Annotated in this window: 17 protein-coding genes and 1 pseudogene; 7 read left to right on the top strand and 11 right to left on the bottom strand. The window is 56.9% G+C overall.

Translation table 11 applies throughout. The features are described 5' to 3' along the window. Positions 1-38: 38 nt before the first annotated feature. Entirely contained in the window at positions 39-233 is a 195-nt protein-coding gene (locus ABCN01_RS09165; RefSeq protein ID WP_343014261.1) for a PTS sugar transporter subunit IIB, read from the bottom strand. Further along, positions 230-655, bottom strand: coding sequence for a PTS sugar transporter subunit IIA (locus ABCN01_RS09160; RefSeq protein ID WP_342995991.1), 426 nt, complete (start codon positions 653-655; stop codon positions 230-232). The genes ABCN01_RS09165 and ABCN01_RS09160 overlap by 4 nt, the downstream gene beginning before the upstream one ends. Positions 656-851: 196 nt before the next feature. On the opposite strand from ABCN01_RS09160, the gene ABCN01_RS09155 reads away from it, so the two are divergent. Next, entirely contained in the window at positions 852-1721 is an 870-nt protein-coding gene (locus ABCN01_RS09155) for a sugar phosphate isomerase/epimerase family protein (RefSeq protein WP_342995992.1), read from the top strand. A 1212-nt stretch (positions 1722-2933) separates the two neighbouring features. On the opposite strand, the gene ABCN01_RS09150 is transcribed toward ABCN01_RS09155, so the two are convergent. After that, positions 2934-3815, bottom strand: a complete 882-nt coding sequence (locus tag ABCN01_RS09150) for a PTS system mannose/fructose/sorbose family transporter subunit IID (protein ID WP_342995993.1) — start codon at positions 3813-3815, stop codon at positions 2934-2936. 20 nt (positions 3816-3835) lie between these two features. Next, complete coding sequence (locus tag ABCN01_RS09145; RefSeq protein ID WP_342995994.1) at positions 3836-4633, bottom strand: PTS mannose/fructose/sorbose/N-acetylgalactosamine transporter subunit IIC; 798 nt, start codon at positions 4631-4633, stop codon at positions 3836-3838. A 374-nt stretch (positions 4634-5007) separates the two neighbouring features. Between ABCN01_RS09145 and ABCN01_RS09140 the strand changes: the two genes are divergently transcribed. Then, complete coding sequence (locus ABCN01_RS09140) at positions 5008-5730, top strand: GntR family transcriptional regulator (protein WP_342995995.1); 723 nt, start codon at positions 5008-5010, stop codon at positions 5728-5730. A 21-nt stretch (positions 5731-5751) separates the two neighbouring features. Here the strand turns inward: ABCN01_RS09140 and ABCN01_RS09135 are convergent, their stop codons facing one another. From ABCN01_RS09135 to ABCN01_RS09110, 6 genes are all read right to left on the bottom strand, one after another. Continuing rightward, positions 5752-6351, bottom strand: a complete 600-nt coding sequence (locus tag ABCN01_RS09135) for a GNAT family N-acetyltransferase (RefSeq protein WP_342995996.1) — start codon at positions 6349-6351, stop codon at positions 5752-5754. Positions 6352-6428: 77 nt separating this feature from the next. After that, complete coding sequence (locus ABCN01_RS09130) at positions 6429-7454, bottom strand: threonine aldolase family protein (RefSeq protein ID WP_118271027.1); 1026 nt, start codon at positions 7452-7454, stop codon at positions 6429-6431. 45 nt (positions 7455-7499) lie between these two features. Then, positions 7500-8363 carry a phosphatase PAP2 family protein gene (locus ABCN01_RS09125; protein WP_342996001.1) on the bottom strand — a complete coding sequence of 288 codons (864 nt, stop codon included), beginning with the start codon at positions 8361-8363 and terminating at the stop codon, positions 7500-7502. 56 nt (positions 8364-8419) lie between these two features. Continuing rightward, complete coding sequence (gene mfd, locus ABCN01_RS09120) at positions 8420-12052, bottom strand: transcription-repair coupling factor (RefSeq protein ID WP_342996003.1); 3633 nt, start codon at positions 12050-12052, stop codon at positions 8420-8422. A gap of 166 nt (positions 12053-12218) precedes the next feature. After that, positions 12219-13298: a zinc ribbon domain-containing protein gene (locus ABCN01_RS09115; RefSeq protein WP_342996005.1), complete on the bottom strand. Its 1080-nt coding sequence runs from the start codon at positions 13296-13298 to the stop codon at positions 12219-12221. Positions 13299-13416: 118 nt separating this feature from the next. Continuing rightward, the gene (locus tag ABCN01_RS09110; RefSeq protein ID WP_342996006.1) at positions 13417-13533 is read right to left on the bottom strand and encodes a hypothetical protein; all 117 of its coding nucleotides are present in this window, start codon (positions 13531-13533) and stop codon (positions 13417-13419) included. A gap of 355 nt (positions 13534-13888) precedes the next feature. Here ABCN01_RS09110 and ABCN01_RS09105 point away from each other — a divergent pair, with 355 nt between their 5' ends. The 5 genes and pseudogenes from ABCN01_RS09105 to ABCN01_RS09085 all read left to right on the top strand — a co-directional run bounded on the left by ABCN01_RS09105 (position 13889) and on the right by ABCN01_RS09085 (position 17716). Beyond that, positions 13889-14551, top strand: a complete 663-nt coding sequence (locus tag ABCN01_RS09105; protein ID WP_343014260.1) for an FHA domain-containing protein — start codon at positions 13889-13891, stop codon at positions 14549-14551. Positions 14552-14692: 141 nt separating this feature from the next. After that, complete coding sequence (locus tag ABCN01_RS09100) at positions 14693-14929, top strand: hypothetical protein (RefSeq protein WP_343014259.1); 237 nt, start codon at positions 14693-14695, stop codon at positions 14927-14929. 11 nt (positions 14930-14940) lie between these two features. Continuing rightward, a pseudogene (locus ABCN01_RS09095) lies at positions 14941-15648 on the top strand (protein kinase domain-containing protein); the annotation flags it as partial. A 228-nt stretch (positions 15649-15876) separates the two neighbouring features. Then, complete coding sequence (locus tag ABCN01_RS09090; protein ID WP_343014263.1) at positions 15877-16689, top strand: DUF6273 domain-containing protein; 813 nt, start codon at positions 15877-15879, stop codon at positions 16687-16689. 37 nt (positions 16690-16726) lie between these two features. Next, positions 16727-17716: an FHA domain-containing protein gene (locus tag ABCN01_RS09085; RefSeq protein ID WP_342996009.1), complete on the top strand. Its 990-nt coding sequence runs from the start codon at positions 16727-16729 to the stop codon at positions 17714-17716. Between the two features lie 202 nt (positions 17717-17918). Here the strand turns inward: ABCN01_RS09085 and ABCN01_RS09080 are convergent. After that, the coding region (locus ABCN01_RS09080; RefSeq protein ID WP_342996010.1) for an InlB B-repeat-containing protein at positions 17919-18520 on the bottom strand (602 nt) is incomplete at its 5' end.

Below are 18520 nucleotides of genomic sequence, written 5' to 3'. Positions count from 1 at the left end.
GACCTCGGGGGCGTTCGGTTAACTGCGGGAGCGTGCCGTCAGCTCAATGTGTTCGGTTGGGATCGGAAATCAACCCCCGCAGGTTTTGCCAACTTTAATGCAGCAGACCTCATCTCGTCATTGGCCGCAGCGTCGTCAACGACAATAATTCGTTGTGCGCTGATTTGATTTACCCATGCTGCCAGAACCTGTCCATGAACCAAGCGGTAATCCAAACGAACAAGCTTAATCATAGGTCGTCCTCCTCATCTTCCTGTACCTTCTGAGCCAAAAGGGCAGCTACATCCTGAATACCCGCCCTGCTCTGAGCAATTATTTCATCAAGCCGCGATTGCGGAAGCGGATCGCTCGACAATGCTATCTCGAGAATCAGAGGGAAGTTCATCCCGGCGATCACACTTACTGAAGCCCTCTTTGACATGACAGATACCATTGAGTTATTTACGCTGCTGCCCATCATATCCGTCAAAATGTAAACCTTATCGGACGCATCAAAGGAATCGATTAGGGCAATAGTGCGCTCGTCAATTTGGTCCTTATCGTCTCTTTTCAATGAAATGACATGGACACGTGATACATCTCCGATAATCATTTCAAGTGTATCGCGGGCTCCAGCGGCGAGCCCACCATGCGATGCAAGAATTATCTGATTCATCATTACCTCCTATCGGTTGTCTACATCATAGACGTTATATACGTGTATGTCCAGATAATATATTTCTTTCCGTTTGCCGGCTATTTGCTACCGTTCACGGCGAACAGACAAGCAAACTGGCATGAGGCACTTCCTTGGCTATAATTATATATAACGTCTGTGACGTTCCATACCATTTTATCTGAAAGGAGACCTGATGACCGGACGACGCATCGAACTTGCCACCATGAACCATCATTACATGTTTTATGACTTGGACGTTTTTTTTGAAAACGCATCCAAGCTGGGTTATCCGTGCGTTGAGCTGTGGACATCACCGCAGCATTTTTTTATGGATTACCAGCAAAACGATCCAACGGAACGCGTTTTAGCATTAATGGATAAATTCGGTGTACGTGTTCACGGCATCTGCCCCGAACAATGCAACCCCAAGCCGCACAATATGGCCGCAAAGGATGAGTCAATTCAAAATCGCACCCTTGCATACTTTACCCGTGCGATTGATGTTGCAAAAACGCTTGGAGCAAGCCAGGTATTAGTTACCAGTGGTTGGGCATACTACGATGAACCGGTAGAACAAGCACGAGAGCGAAGTGCATCTATGCTCAAGAAAGTTGCGCACTATGCAGAGTCGCAAGGCATAAATCTTGCCATTGAAGCACTTCGAGCACCGGAATCGCGAATTGCCAATACTGTTAAGGACCTCGAGTTGTTACTTGAGATGGTTGATGAAACGGCCCTTAAGGTATGCCTCGATATCGGTGCAATGGTCAGCGCCGGAGATACCATACAGGGATATTTCGACGCATTTGGCGCTAATTTGATTCATTCGCATTATGTTGACACAGGAGAACGTTCGCTTCATCTCGCACTCGGTGATGGCAATCGAAATATCGCGGAAGATATTATGACCTTTGAGCGCAACGGCTACACAGGAGTTCTAAGCGTTGAATGCACGGATTCAGAAACACTCACGGATCCAATGGCAGCAGACGCGCGCTCGATGTCTGCCTATTTAGAGGCCTACCGCAGCATTGAGGGCATAGGGTCGGCTGGCTCACGATAATTTGATGACAAGCAGCTTTGAAAATGGGCGTCAGCGTCAGCTGATGCCCATTTTCTTTGAAAAGACGTTGCCGTTCTAGCAGACCTCAAAGAGGCATGAAAGGAGGAGTTAACGTAACAGATGGAGACTAGCCAGAGCAGGTTTGTTACCGAAATGGTTGGAGCAACGCCCGATTCGAAGCAAGTCAATCCGGCATCCAAGCGCCTGGAATACGGCTGATAGTTCATGCAGACTTAACCCTATTTGCCGGCTTTGGATAGAGATCCGACCGTCTTCCCGATTTCAACCACCATCCGCACCCCTCCATCATCTCGAGCACGCCCCAGTCGCTGCAACGCAAGGCCCACAAAGATTAGTCAATCGCGTTCCGCAACGACCAGCGTACTCGCTTCAGCCCAAAAGCCTCCCATGCCTTAGTCCGTTACCCAATATGGGAATCCCTCGCCTCCGCATCGCTTGGCAATCCAATGGCAACGAAAACAAGTATCGAACCGTTTAACGGCAACTGGGATGTACTATAGGCCGTGGAGCAAGGGCTTAGAATTCGCTCAGACACCTCGTCGCACCCAAACGCCACACCTCAGCACCGCTGACAGCAGTCTTCTAACATTTTAATAAGGCAAATGCCTCGACAATCTCGCGCAAACCAATCTACCCTATATTTGCTCGCGGACAGTTCTAAACACCCGCACAGGAACAATCGCAGACACAAGGGGCAAACATGCCCGGAGCCCGCATGTACCCCCCCCCATATTCACATCTCTGCATCCACCTCTTCTAAAAAGGGTGAGCGATCCCGTAAACGGCCTGCATGGGCACCTCTTCCGAAAGGGTTTAACGGTTCTGGAAAAGATCATCGACCCGCGGGAACGATAGGCAACCGGACACATATTCTGTCCGAATGGTTAAAAACCACTCGGAATTTAAACGGCTGAAAAAGGGGCATCGACCTGCGCCGATGCCCCCAATGTGGACACACATTTTGTCCTATAAGCCCGGTTCTCTTGACTTAAGTCTGGATGCCCATTAGTCGAAGACGATCAGCGCAGCGATGAGTATTAGTTGATTCGTCATCACGCCATTGAAAACGACTTTCTATAAACAGTACCAACAAGGCATCAATCCAGAATCACTTTAGACGAAATCAGGGGCACCGACACGGTCGATGCCCCTGATTAAAACATATTATTCTAATCCCTCTTAAAGCAAGGTCTAAGCGAGCACGCCCAAGAAGCTAGCGATAAGGCTCGCTGCGATACCACCGAGAAGGAGAACTGTCAGACTTGCCTTCTTTTTAAGAAGCCAGTAGAACAGCATGGTAATTGCCAGAGGAATCATTGCCGGGAAAATGCCGTCCAAGACATCCTGAAGCACTACGGCACCGTCCTGAAATTGCAGAGGAGTCGTAATCCCAACCATGGTGGCAATCATTGCGCCCACGGTCATCAAACCGACTACGCTCGCCATATACATGACACGCTCCATCATGCCGCCACCTTGTAGCTGCTTGACATAATCAGCGCCGAGCGTATATCCGAACTTTCCGCCGAACCAGGTAATAAGGGCTTTAGGAATACCTGAAATCAAAAGCGCCAAAATGGGACCGAGAATTGAACCCTGAGCGGCAAGAGACGCACCCAGACCAAAGGAAATAATTCGAAGGGTTCCCTCGAGCAATGAATCACCGATGCCCGAAAGCGGACCCATGAGCGAAACCTTTAAGCTGTTGATAACTTCAGGGTTAAAGTTCTTCGGATCGCGCGCATACTCTTCCTCCATGGACGCAGCAAGTCCAAGCACAAAGCTATTAAGCTGCTGCGTAATGTTATAAAGAGCGGTGTGGCGATGATAAGCGTCTTTCTTTCGCTGCAGAATCTCGGGATCCGATTCATCCGCATAGATTCGATCAAGAGTAGGGGCGATTGAATACAGGAAGCCCAGATTCATTTGGCCCTCGTAATTCCACGAAGCCTGAATCGCCCATGTTCGCCAAAAGAATTGCCAAAGTCGTTTATTCTCAGAAACGCTTTGCGGTTCAAGGCTTTTAAGCTCAGTAGTTTCGGATGCCTGAGCTCCAACAGTCTGCTCCACCATTTTAATGACCTCCTCGATACCTAGTCGTCGTCCTCAAGCGGATCGTAATCATCTGCCGACTGCGCCGCGAGCTGGCTTCCGCCATCATGAAACTTAATGTCTGAGAGAATAAGTGCGAGCAGAACTGCGAAGATAGCAACTGCAGTCACGTTAATGCTGAGGAAAGCGGCAGCAAAGAATCCAACGAAGAAGAACAGGGCCATCTTCTTCGTGAGCATAATGTTAAGCAGCAGAGCCATACCGAGCGCCGTAAGAACATTTCCAGCAAGGCCAAGGCCACTAGTCACCCAATCGGGAATCATGCCCACAATAGCCTGCACGAGATCAGTTCCCGCATAGATCGCCAAGAAAATGGGAACGAAATACATCAGCGCATACAGGACATTTCCCCAAATAATGTGCAGATGAAGTGCCTGCTTGAACTTTCCCTGGTCAATGAGAACGTCCGTTTTATGGGAAAACGCCGCGAGCACCATACGTACCGCAAGACCAATTGCCTGACCAAAGGCAGCTACGGGAACCGCAATAGTCAATGCAGCCTCTGGGCCAGCGCCCGTCAGAATGCAAAACGCCGTAGCAACAATTGATCCCATATTCATATCGGGAATCATTGCAGCACCGACATTAATCAGGCCAATGCTCATCAGTTCCAGCGTTGCGCCAGCCGCCAAAGCGGTAGGAATATCTCCCAATACGATACCGACCATAGTCGCGCCAATAAGAGGTCGTTCAAGGCTCAATCGACCCAACATGCGTGAGTCCATGATACAAATGACACCCACGAGGCCAACGGCTACTGCTGCATAAAGCTGATTCATTACCGTCTCCTTTCCAACTATTCCTAATCACAACATCCTACGTTGCGAAGGACAGCATACAAGTCCGGATCTTGTACCCGTCTGATTTAAGTCATCATATACGTCTTATATGTTGTATACACTAATTATCCAATTAACCCGGACAAACGGTAGATTTATAGAGGCGAACGGTCAATAGGTGGCTAATTAGTAAAACTTATAGAACTAAACTAATTATGAGTTGACTAATATCTAGATGCGCTATATTGCTCAACTCAATCTTGGTGAAAGGAAAAAGATACGTGCCCTTCACCGGTTCATTACCAGCAGTTTTATGGATATATAAGATACATACTTGATTGATTAGGCATAAAAGTAGGATACAGGTTAGCCGTATGAGCATTTCGGTCAAGAGGAAACTGGCCCAATACGAGCGCTTGGCGGGCATGCTGCGTGACCGCATCGCCGCCGGCGTCTACGCGCGCGGAGACAAGCTGCCGTCCGAGATGGAACTCATGGACGAATCGGGGCTGTCGCGCAGCACCGTGCGCCATGCCCTTAAGGTGCTCGTCGATGAGGGCCTGGTGCGCACCGAGCGCGGGCGTGGCGCCTTTGTGGCCGACACGCCCGCGCTCCACGAGAACAACCTGGTGTTTTCGAGCTATACCAAGCAGGTCGAAGGCCGGGGCATGAAGCCCACCACGCGCACCGTGGACTCGAGCTTTGCCAAGGCGGCCGGCAGCATAGCTAAGTTCTTTGACGCCGCCGTGGGCAGCAAGCTCGTCAAACTCGTCCGTCTGCGTTATCTGGACGATGCGCCACTGTGCTTGGAGACCACCTACCTGCCGCCAAGCTTCGAGACGCTCATCGATCGCGATATCAACGGTTCGCTCTACGCGACGCTGCGTCAAGAATTCCATCGCGCGCCGGCACAGGGGCATAAGACCTTTGAAGTGTGCTATGCCTCGCAAAACGAGGCGTTTTTGCTCAACGTTGAGCGCGGGCAGGCCCTGATCCTGATCACCGACTACGTCTACGATACCGACGGCTGCCCGCTCCATGTCTCCAAGCGCATCCAACGCGCCGACCGCGCCAAATACACCGAGCCCATCGGCTAACCTGCCAAAATAAACTTGTCCCTAAATGGTAGGTTTGGGGAGGTCGGGGAACCAGGTTGGTTTGGGTTGGTTGGGCGTGCGCTCGGCTAGGACCAGCTCCATCCAGCACATGTCGTACCAGCGGCCGAACTTTTGGGCGCAGCGGTCAAAGGCGCCCACCAGGCGATACCCCATATGGGCATGGAAATCCTGACTGTTGTGCGTCAGATACTCGTCGTCCTTGTCGTGCGGCACGGCGATGAGCGCGCACATATTGGTGATGCCCATCGCAATCAGGCATTGCTTGAGCGCGTCGTGCAGCTTGCGACCCAGCCCGCCATGGCGCACATCGCGTGCCAGGTAGATCGACGTCTCGACCGACCAGTCATAGGCCTCGCGGCTGTTAAGCGCGCTCACATAGGCATAGCCTACCGGACGCCCGTCCAACTCCATCACCAGATACGGATAGCGCTTGAGCGTACGCTCGATGCGCCCGGCGAACTCCTCAACGCTCGGCACCTCGTATTCGCAGGTAATCGCCGTCTCGCGCACATATGGCTCATAGATGGCAAGCAACGCCGGCGCGTCTTCGGGCGTCGCCAGGCGAATCGCTGGCTCGGACATCTCGGATTTCTCGGGCATACAGCCCCTCCCCCTCAAAAGCAAAGACCGCCCTGCGCCAAACCCAAGCGCAAGGCGGCCCTCGTCATTGCATCAAGCTACAGGACAGCCGCCAACGCGTCGATGTCCTCCTGCGTCGTGGCCCAGCTGGTGCAAAAGCGCACCACCGTGTGGGTCTCGTCGTACTTTTCCCAGTACTCGATCGAGGCATGCTCGCGAATGCGGGCCATGTCCTCGTTGGGCAGAATCACAAACTGCTGGTTTGTGGGCGTCTCCAAGAAGAACTGGTAGCCGCGCTCGTGCAGCACACGACGCAGCGCCTGAGCGGTCTCAATCGCCTGGCGGCCAATCTCAAAATACAGGCCATCGGTAAAAAGAGCCTCGAACTGCACACCCGTCAGGCGGCCCTTGGCGAGCAGTGCGCCATGCTGCTTAATACGCGGAATGGGGTGCGCCGGGGCGTGCATGCCGCAAAACACCACGGCCTCGCCGCAGAGCGCGCCGCACTTGGTGCCGCCGATGTAGAACACGTCGCACAGCTGCGCCAGCTCGGGCAGGGTAATGTCGCACTCATCGGCCGCCAGCGCATAGGCCAGGCGGGCGCCGTCCACAAACAGCGGAATCTCACGCTTCTGGCACACCGCATGAATCGCCGCGAGCTCGGCCTTGGAATACAGCGTGCCGTACTCGGTCGATAGGCTCACGTACACAGCGCCCGGGAACACCGTGTGCTCGTAGCTCTCGTTTTCGTAGAACACCTGGATATAGTTCTCGAGGTCCTCGGCGTGCATCTTGCCCTCGTAGCCGGGAATGGTGAGCACCTTGTGGCCGCCAAACTCGATGGCGCCCGCCTCGTGACAGGCGACGTGGCCAGTCTCGGCGGCAACGACGCCCTCGTAGGGCGCAAGCAGCATGTCGATCACCGTCGCGTTGGCCTGCGTGCCGCCCACCAGAAAAAACACGTCGGCATCGGGGGCCTGGCAGGCCTCGCGGATAAGCTGCTTGGCACGCTCGGTGTGCGCATCGGTACCGTAGCCGGGCTGCGGTTCCATGTTGGTGTCGACGAGCGCCTGCAGCACTGCCGGATGTGCACCGTGGGAATAGTCGTTGTTAAACGCGAGCATGGCAATCCTCTCTTACCGGATATCGGTCAGATGATTCAAACGGAGCTATTGTACGCCGTTGGGATAGGCAATGCGCGCGGCAAGACACTCAAGTGCCAGTACCAGAGCAAAACCGCAGCTCACGTCACTCAAAAAGTGTGCTCCAATCACGATGCGGCCAAACGCGACGAGCGCCGCGACCACAGCCGCCGTCCAAAAGACCACCCGGCGGCGCGACGGCTTTTCCTTAAAGGCCGTCGCGGGAAGCCCGGCGAGCATAAGACCGATCGCCGCGTGCGCCGTGTGTCCGCTCGCAAACGACTTGAAGCCGTCCTTAATCACGCCGGCGGCAATAAAGGACCACTTGTCGGGGTTGCCGATCACCCACCACGGCTGAAAATTGAGCCCCGGCGTGGCCTCGATCACGCGCATGCGCGGGCGCGACCACAACGGCTTGACGATCACGTTGAGGATAATGGTCTGAGCGACCCACACGGCAAGCACCATCAACGCCCAGCGCGTGAGCTCGTCGGGCTCGGTCGTGCGCGTAAGGCGATAGACGATAAGGTTGGCAACGATGACCAGCACAAACGTCAGCACCAGCTGAACGGCAATGAGTTTGCCGCCAACCTTCAGAGACGAAACGATCTCGTAGCCGGCCAGGCCAACGTTGACGAGGATGCCGAGCACGGCGAGCCATTTGCTCCCCCTGGAGTCGGGACGCACCGCGCGCACGAGCATGACGCCTGCGACGCTTGCCGTCAGCTCGAACGGCAGCTCGCCGGCGGCCTCGATAAAGCGGCCGTACATGCTGCCGACGTTGAACAGCGCGCTCGAGATCTGATAATCGAAGAAACTGCCCACGCCCAGACAAAGACACAGGACAACCGCGATAATGGCGACATCTTTCTTATAGATGTATCCGAACATGCTTTCCTTTCGATGGAACCAGAGTGCCCAAATAGGGTGTTTGCAGCGTCGACTCGCTAGTCATCGTCGCTAGCACCCAACTGCTGCAGCAGCATGAGTGCCGCGGCCACCGGGCCGGTGCCGTCGTTGGCGTCGAGGCCGCGACCCAGGCCGCTGCCCGCACCGGCGCCCGCCTTGTAGGGCACCGACAGTTTGCGGCTCTTGGGGAAGTTCACCGCGCCATAGCGAGTCTTAAGCTCAAAGGCTACCTTCTTGGGAACGTCGACACCCAGGAAGGTAATGCGGCCACCGCTGAGCGTGACGCTCTCGAGCCCCAGGCGCTCGCCGCGAATACGAATGCGAGCGCGGTTGAACAAGTTGAGCCCCGCCAACGGAAGCTCACCGTGCGCAGCCTCGGTCTCCTCCTGCACCTCGTCGATACTCTCCAGGTCCTCAGCCGCCGCGAGCTTGCGGTACACGAGCACGCGCTGGTCCACCGCCGGCATATACTCCTCGGACAAGAAGTAGTCGGCCGGCAGGTTGATGCCCACGCTCGCCGCCTCCACGCCGGCATCGTCATCGCCGCGCGCCTCGGCCACGGCCTGGCCCAGCATCTGCGTAAACAGGTCAAAGCCCACACTCGACAGGTTGCCGTGCTGCTCGGCGCCCATGAGCGAGCCGGCACCACGGATCTCCAGGTCGCGCATGGCGATGCGCATGCCGCTGCCCAGGTCCTGGAACTCGGAAAGCGCGGTCAGGCGCGCCGTTGCCTCCTCGGTGAGCGGCAGCTCGCCCGGGAACATAAAGTACGCGTAGGCCTGCGTGGCAGAGCGGCCCACACGGCCCTTGAGCTGGTAGAGCTGCGCCAGGCCCAAACGCTGCGAGTCCTCGATGATCAGCGTGTTGGCGGTCGCGTTGTCTATGCCGCTCTCCACGATGGTCGTGGCGATGAGCACGTCGATCTTTTTGGTCGCGAACTCGATCATCACGTCCTCGACCTCGCGCGGGCTCATCTTGCCGTGCGCCACGCCCACGCGCGCCTCGGGCGCGGCCTCGTGCACGCGCGCCACGGCGTCGTCGATGGTCTTGACGCGGTTGGACACGTAATACACCTGACCGCCGCGGCCCACCTCCAGGCGAATCGCCGCGCTCACCACATCGGGGTCGTACTCCCCCACGTGCACGATCACGGGACGACGCCCGGTCGGCGGCGTCGTGATCAGGCTCATGTCGCGCACGCCACTCGTGGCCATCTGCATGGTTCGCGGAATGGGCGTTGCCGAAAGCGTGAGCACGTCGATCTGCTCGCGCAGGTTCTTGAGTTGCTCCTTGTGCTGCACACCAAAGCGCTGCTCCTCGTCGATGATCACCAGGCCCAGGTTCTTGGGGTTCACATCGGCCGAAAGCAGGCGGTGCGTGCCGATGAGCACATCGATCGTGCCCTCGGCAAATGCCTTGAGCGCGCGCTTCTGCTGCGCCGGCGTGCGGAAGCGGCTGAGCACCTCAACCTCGAGGCCAAACGGAGCAAAGCGCTCAAAGAACGTCTCGTAGTGCTGCTGGGCCAGAATGGTCGTGGGGCAGAGCACCATGACCTGGCGGCCGGAGTCCACGCACTTAAAGGCCGCGCGCAGGGCGACCTCGGTCTTGCCAAAGCCCACGTCGCCGCACAGTAGGCGGTCCATGGGCTTGGGCGCCTCCATGTCGGCCTTGATGTCGGCGATAGCCTCCAGCTGGTCACGCGTCTCGTCGTAGGGGAAGCTCTCCTCCATCTCGATCTGCTCGGGCGTATCGGGCGGACAGGCGATACCGGTAATCGACGAGCGGCGCGTATACAGGTCGACCAGGTCAAACGCCAGCTTTTTGGCATTCTTGCGCGCCTTGTTGGTAGCCCGCGTCCAGTCGGCGGTGTTGAGCCTGGTCAGGCGCGGCTTGTCACCGTCGGGGCCAACGTAGCGCGTGATGCGGTCGACCTGCTCCAACGGCACGTAGAGCTTGTCGCCATCGGCGTATTCCAGCAAAAAGTAGTCGCGTTCCTTGCCGCCCACTTCCTGGCGCGCAATCTCGCTAAAGAGCGCGATGCCGTGGGTAGCGTGCACCACGTAGTCGCCCGGCTTAAACGGGAAGGTGATCTGCGTAATGTCAACCTTGCGGCGGCTGCGCGCGCGGTTGGCATCCATGCGGGCGTTGAGGTCGGCGATCGAGAACACGGCCAGGTTGGCATCGGGCACCACCACGCCCTGCGGCAGGGCAGCGTCCACAAAGGTCACGCGCCCGCGCGAGATGGTGGGCACGGCGGCGCCGGCGGCAGCCTGCGCGGCGCCCGCCTCGAGCGAGCGGGCGTTGAGCGCATCGGCGCGACGCTCGCGAATGGAAGCATGGGCCTCCTGGCGTGCGGCACGGTCGGCGGAATCCGCCGCCGCCACGCGCACGCGGTCGCCGATAGCGCCGGCGTTTTCGGGCGCCGCGGTCAGCGATTCCTCAAAGGTAATGCCCTCGTCGCCAAAGGTGAGCTCCATCGACTCGCGCGCACCGCGGTCGGGGATGGCAAACACGCAGGCATAGCGCTTGCCCACGACCTCCTGGATGCGCGTCATGAAACGGTTGTCCGAGCCTGCAATGGCAGGCTGCTCAATCTTGAGCTCGGCCGTCACCGCACCGCCGGCACGGATGAGGCTCACGTAGTTCAGGCGCTGTTGAGCACCAAAGTCGAGTTGCTGGGCACGCACGTACAGGCCGTCCAGACGGTCGACCCCCGCCTCGCCGGCACGTGCCTCGATATCCTCGTAGGCGCGCAGGCAATCGTCGAACAGCGAGCGCGGCTCGGACAGCACCACGAGCGCCTTTCCGCTCACATGCGACAGCGGGCTCACGGTCTGGCCGTACATCACCGGCAAAAAGCGGTCGAGCTCAGGCGTGACGATGCGCGCATCCACCATCTCGAGCAGCGCTGCCAACTTGCTGTCGTCCTGGCTGGCGCGGTAGAGCGCCACATGCATGTTGTGGACTGCCTCGTCGGTGAGTGCAAGCTCGCGACAGGGGAAGATCTCGATGCTGTCCTCGTTGCCGATGGTCTGGCCCGTTGAGCTCACCATGCGGCGGATGCGGTCGATCTCGTCGCCGAAGAACTCGATGCGCACGGGCGCCTTTTCCTGCGCGGGGAACACCTCGACGGTGTCGCCGTGCACGCGGAACAGGCCGGGCGCGTCGGCGGCGCCGGCATTGGTGTAGCCCATGCCCACCAAGCGCTGTGGCACCTCGTCAAAGGGAATCTCCTCGCCCACCGCAAAGGTCGTGGACTCCCAGTAACGGCTCTCGACCGGCGGCACGCAGCGCAGCAGCGCGCGGGCCGAGGCGACCATGATGCAGTTGTCCCCGCGCACGATGCGCCCGAGCGCCTCGCAGCGCTGGGCCACCACGGCATCGTCGGGCGCCTGTTCGCGCCAAGGGTAGTCCTTGCGCTCGGGAAAGCGGCACACGTGCGCCAGGCCCACATAGGCGGCCAGACTGCGTGCGGCGCGATCGGCCGCGTCCTCGCCGCTCACGATGTAGACCGTGGGGCGCGGACGACGCGCAAACTGGGCGGCGGCCATAAGCGTTCGGCCCGACTGAGACACGGCCAGCGTCACGTCCTCGCCAGAATCGAGCCCGGCCTCGACGGTCTGCAGCGCCTCGGCAGTGTAGAGCTGCGCGGCTATACGGTGAATGAGCATGCTGTTCCTCCGGCATTGCAACGCCAAAAGCCCGCCGAGGCAAGCTCGGCGGGTCGTTCGTCAAAGATTATTGCCTGTCATGGTAGCGCATGGAAAGGACTCCGGCTCAAGGGCAAACCCGGTCCCGTAAAAAACGCCAGACGGACGAGCCGCCTGGCGCTGTGAATTAATAGTTGTAGCTGATACTTTGGAGCGCAAAGGACGGAGCCGTGTCGCCAGCCGTCACCGTCACTACAGCAGAACCGGTCATCGTGGGTGTAGAGTCGGCACCGATAGTCGACTTTAGTTGATTAACGGGGAGCCCGTAAACGCTCTCGGGAACTTCGGAAATCGTCGGCACCGTACCGTTATAGTCCTGCGCAGCATAGGCCTCAAATGTCAGGCGATACGTGTTGTTTCCAAGGTCCTCCGCTGCCGTGACGATTGTCGGGGCGGCATATTTAGCAACCCCGTGCTCTTCGTTGAAATACAGGAATCCGTCTTGGACCGTAGCTCTCGTCCCAAGCGCTTGAATAACTTCGTCGTACTTCCCCTCGTTGTCATCAAACTGCATTTCGTCATCGGAAAGCGTCATTCCAAAAAGGCGATTCATTTCGCTATGCACGGCATCGATCGCGATTCTAAACCCGTATCTTTTCCCGTCGATGTCGCTTCCCCGCTCTACGCGTTTTGAGCCGTTGCCAAGAAAATGGTTAAAGATGAAAAACGTCATGTCCTGCTGTTCCTTTGCAGACAAGCCATCCGTTACGTCAAATAACGCACTCGGGTCATTCTTGTTGTAGCCAAAGTCTTCCTCCGTAAAGTTCGACAGGAACAGATTCGCCGCGGCATAAGTTGCCTGGTCATTGAGGTCGACCTTTACACTGCTGCCGGTCTGCTCAGACTCATCCGCCTCATCCTCGTCGGCGGCAGGTTTCTCCTTGGCGCTTCCCTTGTCCTTGTGCTCGGCCGAGCCCTCGTCGGACCCAAGTACCGTAATCTGCGATGAATTGCCCTGCCCAAGCGGACCCAGCACGCCGGTCAGCGCCAGCGCAGCGCCGCCGGCAACGAGCACGCCCGCTACGCATATGCCGATAATCACCGCTCGCTTATGCGATTTCTTTTGCACGGAAGGCATCCCTGCTGCCGGCATCGGTGCGGGCTCAGCAGGCGCGGCAGCCGGAGAAGCGGCACCCATGCGTGCCCCGCAGTTCGTGCAAAAATCGGCTCCGTCGGGCATCTCGGAGCCACACTTGGTGCAAAACATATTCGGGCATCCCCTCACAACAAACGGCATCTGTCGCCATCATATTGAGCCTTCGCGGCCCAAATGTGTTGCGCAACATTGGTCGCGGTCTTCGGGTGCCGGCAAAACGTGCCGGGCCCTACCCCGTCATACGCACGCTGGGGCAAAGATCTGCCAGCGGGCACTCGTCGCACTTGGGTTTGCGGGCATGCCAGTCATCCGCGTCCGCCTTGCAAACAATCCATGCTCTAAACACCTATAATGAGTAAATGAATGTTTATTAATCCGGTTTAAAGGGGATGGGGTAACAATAAATGGCAGACACTCCATCTTGCGCGCTGTATGTTGGGCTTAAATCACTTGGCCGCATCAATAATAGTCACGCCGCTCAAATTCTATTGGCTAGCGACGGCCGCTATGGCGACAGACCGATTTCCGAACGACTCGCTATTCCTTCATTCATCTCACGCGAAATCGTCCACGCAAAGCCCGGTAACCTCCCCGAGTCATTGTTCGCACCCTTCGACCAAAGCGCACGCCGGATACTCAACCTCATCATTCAAAAACGAGGGTCAGACCCCCAATCGCTGAGCAAGGTCATTAAGCGCTATATGGAGTCGTGCGTCCCAGACATGCAAGAGGCGCTTATGGCGTGCGCCAGCGACGACATGCTCTTTAAAAACGGCGTTGAGCGCATCGAAACAGCTGGCGACAGCAGCGATATTAAAGATCGTCTCTACATTCATTTGATCTTTTTTATTGTTACCGGCTGCCTTGGCAACCCCGCTCGCGCTATCGAATATACCGAGTCATTCGCCTCTAACCAAATGCTCTCGACACTCGGCACGGTCGAAACAACCGTCACTTCGTTTTTCTCCGCCACGGCACGCGCATCAGGAGACGTTCGGCTGGGATTGCTCCGCGTTGTAGGCAACTCGGCGCGCCCGCCCCTGCGCCCCCTATCCATGGATCCAGCCGGCACCATCATAGGCTCACTAACCGATGCCGAGAATGCCATCACCGATGTCGATTCCGATGTCTCGCGCCAACATCTACGCATTTGGCTCCAAGATGGGCATTGGTTTGCACAGGGCCTTGGCTCCACCAATGGATCGATTTTGCTCTCGGGTATCGGGCGCTGCAAGCGCATCATTGAACCCCCTCGTCGCGAGCGAGCCGAAAACCACGTCCGCACACCCATCGAGATCCGCAACGGCGACACGCTTTGCTTGGGGGCCTCAACGCGCTTCTTGGTCATTCGCGTCACCGACTAGGCTATACATATTTTGAACGTACAAAGCTCCGTTATTTGCACTGCTCCCTGCAAATAACGGAGCTTTGCAATTGGGATGACGGTTGCGCCACCTTTTCACATACATTTATCTTATCGATATATATTTTGAAAGGACCGCCCCGTGACATACGACACGGACATGGATATCATCACGCTATTTCCGTTTGAGCCAAATCCCTTATTTTCAGCTCTCAAGCAGCCCGAGCTTATTCGTCGCTTTACCACGTTGCTGGATTGTGGCCCTGTCGCCCCAAGCTCGCCCCATCTCCACAAGGTCATTAACACCGCGGGTGAGACCTTTGCCATTAAATCGCATTTGCCTCTTGATGGCAAAATGAGTACCCCCCCCCCGGAGTAAAAGTATTTTTTGAAGAGTATCAGAATCTTGCGGCGACGTATCATCTGAACGGCTTTGCCAAAACGTATGGCTACGGTTTCTCGGGCTCCACGCCAGTCATCATCATGGAATGGATTGATGGCCCATCCCTGAGTGATGCCCTTACAGAACTATCCGATCCCGCCGACAATGACCGCATTCCTGCCAGCGTCGTTGCCGCGATCGGAAGGCGCCTAGGAGAAATTCTCCTCGGCGCCCAATTGCTTGACAGTCCGTTTGTGCATCGCGATATATCCTTACGCAATATCATTTTCCGAACGACGCGCCACTCTCTCGCGCAGCAAATTTCACATCGCCACTTCGATCTTTGCCTCGTCGATTTGGGGAGCTCGAGCCTCAAGCGATCGGACCCCTCGTTCACCATGTCCAATGGCATTTGGCGCCATGGCACGCCCGAGTTTGCACCGCCCGAGATGCTCACGAGCGATATTCCCGAGTTAGCGCCCCTTCGCACATCGCCCAGCATTGACGTATACGAACTTTGCAGCGTGCTTTACACACTCTATACGGGACATACACCATATCGCTTGAATGAGCATATGGACCAGTCGCCGTACCTGTACAAAATTGAACATGAGCCCGAACCGATCGAGCCGCGCGAGGCGGGCGATCAAGAGCTTGTCGACATCATTATGAGCGGCATTCACAACGAGCAATCCCAGCGTGCTCCGCTGTCTACGATTACCGGCAGGCTCGACGCCTGGATTCAGGGAATTGACTTTGAACCTCGCACGCCACTGCCTACGCCCATCCAACCACAGTCGACAGCCAAAGACCGAAACCCCGATAAAGGCGATGCACAACGTCCCGCCATTTCGCGCCGCGTCGCACTTACGCTGGCCGGTGTTTGCACCCTTGGCTTAGCAGGGTCGGCCCTTTTCACCGGCTGCTGGGGGCTCATCGATCTTATGCACGGCGTTAAGCCATCGCTCGATGACTATTCTTGGGAGGAACTCGCCCAGATTTCTCGCGAAATCCAATCGGCGCCTTCACACGAAAAGGCATTGGAAATCGCTGCCGCCTATCATCTTGTAAACAGCAAGAACTCCCTTCTAAGCGAAGACACCAAGAGCTTCAAACTTTCCGACGGTACCAAAGCACAGGTTCAGATCGTGGGCTTTCGCGCCGATACACTGAGCGACAGCAATGTGCCCGCCGGCATCACCTTTATGTTTCGAACACCCGTTGCCGCGCGCACCATGAACGATGACGTGGCAACGGGAGGCTGGGAGCAGTCCTCCCTTCGCGCGTGGTTGGCAGAAGACGGCTTAGCGTTGTTGCCCAACAGCCTTCGCAAACAAATCCACTCAGCACGAAAACTCACCAACAATACGGGAGCCACCAAAGATGCTGGCAGCATCACCCCTACCGACGACAAGCTGTGGCTACCGTCCATGAGCGAGCTATGCGGCTACCAAGCGTCTGAAACGTTTTCGAAAGACTCCGAGTACCTTTCGGACCTTTACAGCGAAGAGGGCAACCAGTACCAGCTCTATCAAGAGCAGGAGATAAGCGGACTAACCAAAAACAGCGCCATAGTTCGAACCGCCAATGGCAAGAAAATCTATTACTGGGAGCGTACGCCGAGCGCCGACTGCAGTGAGGGTTCCGAAGCGACTTTCTTTAATCGTGTCGGAAAAGACGGCGATGCCTTTTCGTGGGCAACACCCGGAAACGCGCCAAGACAAATAACGTATGTCCTTCCTGGATTTTGCATCTAACCCCCATACCGCATCACTTAGAAAGGAGCAGCGCACAATGCATGCAGAAACGCCCTCAGAGGTGCTATTTGACGTTCTCAAAAGTGATCTATACATCAATAACCGAGAAGCAGCGCGCATGCTGCTTTCCGATAAGGCGATAGACAACAAGCCCGCTCCAAATCTGCGCGTTTCAGAAAAGACGTTTCTATCGCGGCGTGTCGTACACGTTATTCCGGGCACGGATAAAATTGAGCCTGACATGTTCGCGGATTTTTCGCAAAGCGTGCAAAACCTGGCGATAGCGGCGTCGATCGATGGCGCCGACAATGCAACAACAGCAAACGCGCGCCAGCAAGATGTAGCCACTCGTGCGCTTGAGCGTATGGCTCAGGCATTGGATCAGTGGGGGCAGGACGGCTCCATTCTACGCAACACCTTTGCCCGCATAGCCGTCACGCCGGGTCTCAAACAAAGCGACCGGCGCCTTTTGGAGCTACTTGCGCTAACGGTTTGCGGATGCCTGGCCGACCCGAATGCCGCCGCATCCGAGGTACATGACTTTGTCACGACACGGTTGGCCACGACGTTTGACACACTCGAAACCATAAACGGCATCCAGCGGCATATCACCAAACACAAGGTCAATGGGGCGCCCGTCAAACTAGGGTTGCTCAGGCTCGCACCAGACGGCTCGGCCCTGCCGCCCATCTATCCCTTGAGTCTTGATCCCGAAGGCACGATACTGGGCTCGTTTGCACACGAGCGCAATAGCGTCACCAACGTTGGACCCGATGTCTCACGACGTCACCTACGCGTGGCGTTCCATAACGGCACATGGCTTGCCGCCGGCTTACATTCGACGAACGGTACCGTGCTGGTGACGCGTAACGGAACAATGACCGTCATCGAAAAGCCACGCTCGCTGCGCACTGGCAATGAAGAGGACAGGCAGACTCCCATTCATGACGGCGACCTGCTCAAATTGGGTGCCTCAACCGAGTTCTTGGTGCTGAAGCTCTCCTCTGACGCTCGCGCGTTGGCGTAAGGCAACCAATCAGACAATTAAATCTAAACAAAAGAGCGCCGCTGAACACATCGCAGCGGCGCTCTTTTTTATTGCAACGGCATTGCAGGTAGTCGCAACTACCGCAAAACCAACACTGAAATAAAAAGCCGCGTGGGGGTCGGGTCCCCACGCGGCTATCAGGTATGGGCTAATTAAGCCCAGAGGTAAACACTAGAAGTGATTAGTGCTCGCGACGCTTGGTCATGTACATGCCCACAGCGACAGCCACGGCGCCGGTAAGGGCGGCAGCGGAGGTCACAACGAAAGTCGGGTCACCAGTGGAAGCAAGGGCAGCGTCGTCCTTCTTCTCGGCCTTGGCCTCGTCCTTCTTGTCAGCAGCGACCTGCTTCTTGCCCTCATCTTTCTTCAGAGTCTCAGACTTGGGGGTCTTAGCGGTGAAAAAGGCGTAAACAGTGGTGTCCTCGGTGATAGGAGCAGAGAAGTCGAACTTCTTGAAGGACTCCTTGGAAGAAGACCAGCCGACAAAGTTGAAGCCATCAACGGAAGGATCGGTGGGCTGAGCAACAGTCTTGCCGTCCTCGACCTCGACCGTAGTGGTGGAACCATCAACATAGAAGTTGACCTTGTGGGTCTGGACAGCAGGCGTCTCGTTCTTAGTCCACTGGGCGTAGAACGTCACGTGGTCGCCGCCGCCCTGGACGGGCTTGCTGAAGTCGACGGGGTCCTTGCCCTCGGAGTCGTAAGTCCAGCCGGCGAAGGTGTAGCCCTCGCGGGTCGGGGCCAGGGGCTGGCGGGCGACGCCGTCGCCGTCGGTCACGCCCT

This window comes from Collinsella aerofaciens, assembly GCF_039062365.1.
GTDB lineage: Bacteria > Actinomycetota > Coriobacteriia > Coriobacteriales > Coriobacteriaceae > Collinsella.
The sequence above is the reverse complement of the archived record's forward strand: the minus strand, read 5'-3'. Positions and strand labels throughout refer to the sequence as shown.

Coding starts and splice junctions, on each gene's coding strand:
- ABCN01_RS09165 (WP_343014261.1), bottom strand. CDS start 233: ATGATTAAGCTTGTTCGTTTGGATTACCGCTTGGTTCATGGACAGGTT.
- ABCN01_RS09160 (WP_342995991.1), bottom strand. CDS start 655: ATGAATCAGATAATTCTTGCATCGCATGGTGGGCTCGCCGCTGGAGCC.
- ABCN01_RS09155 (WP_342995992.1), top strand. CDS start 852: ATGACCGGACGACGCATCGAACTTGCCACCATGAACCATCATTACATG.
- ABCN01_RS09150 (WP_342995993.1), bottom strand. CDS start 3,815: ATGGTGGAGCAGACTGTTGGAGCTCAGGCATCCGAAACTACTGAGCTT.
- ABCN01_RS09145 (WP_342995994.1), bottom strand. CDS start 4,633: ATGAATCAGCTTTATGCAGCAGTAGCCGTTGGCCTCGTGGGTGTCATT.
- ABCN01_RS09140 (WP_342995995.1), top strand. CDS start 5,008: ATGAGCATTTCGGTCAAGAGGAAACTGGCCCAATACGAGCGCTTGGCG.
- ABCN01_RS09135 (WP_342995996.1), bottom strand. CDS start 6,351: ATGCCCGAGAAATCCGAGATGTCCGAGCCAGCGATTCGCCTGGCGACG.
- ABCN01_RS09130 (WP_118271027.1), bottom strand. CDS start 7,454: ATGCTCGCGTTTAACAACGACTATTCCCACGGTGCACATCCGGCAGTG.
- ABCN01_RS09125 (WP_342996001.1), bottom strand. CDS start 8,363: ATGTTCGGATACATCTATAAGAAAGATGTCGCCATTATCGCGGTTGTC.
- mfd (WP_342996003.1), bottom strand. CDS start 12,052: ATGCTCATTCACCGTATAGCCGCGCAGCTCTACACTGCCGAGGCGCTG.
- ABCN01_RS09115 (WP_342996005.1), bottom strand. CDS start 13,298: ATGTTTTGCACCAAGTGTGGCTCCGAGATGCCCGACGGAGCCGATTTT.
- ABCN01_RS09105 (WP_343014260.1), top strand. CDS start 13,889: ATGGAGTCGTGCGTCCCAGACATGCAAGAGGCGCTTATGGCGTGCGCC.
- ABCN01_RS09090 (WP_343014263.1), top strand. CDS start 15,877: ATGCACGGCGTTAAGCCATCGCTCGATGACTATTCTTGGGAGGAACTC.
- ABCN01_RS09085 (WP_342996009.1), top strand. CDS start 16,727: ATGCATGCAGAAACGCCCTCAGAGGTGCTATTTGACGTTCTCAAAAGT.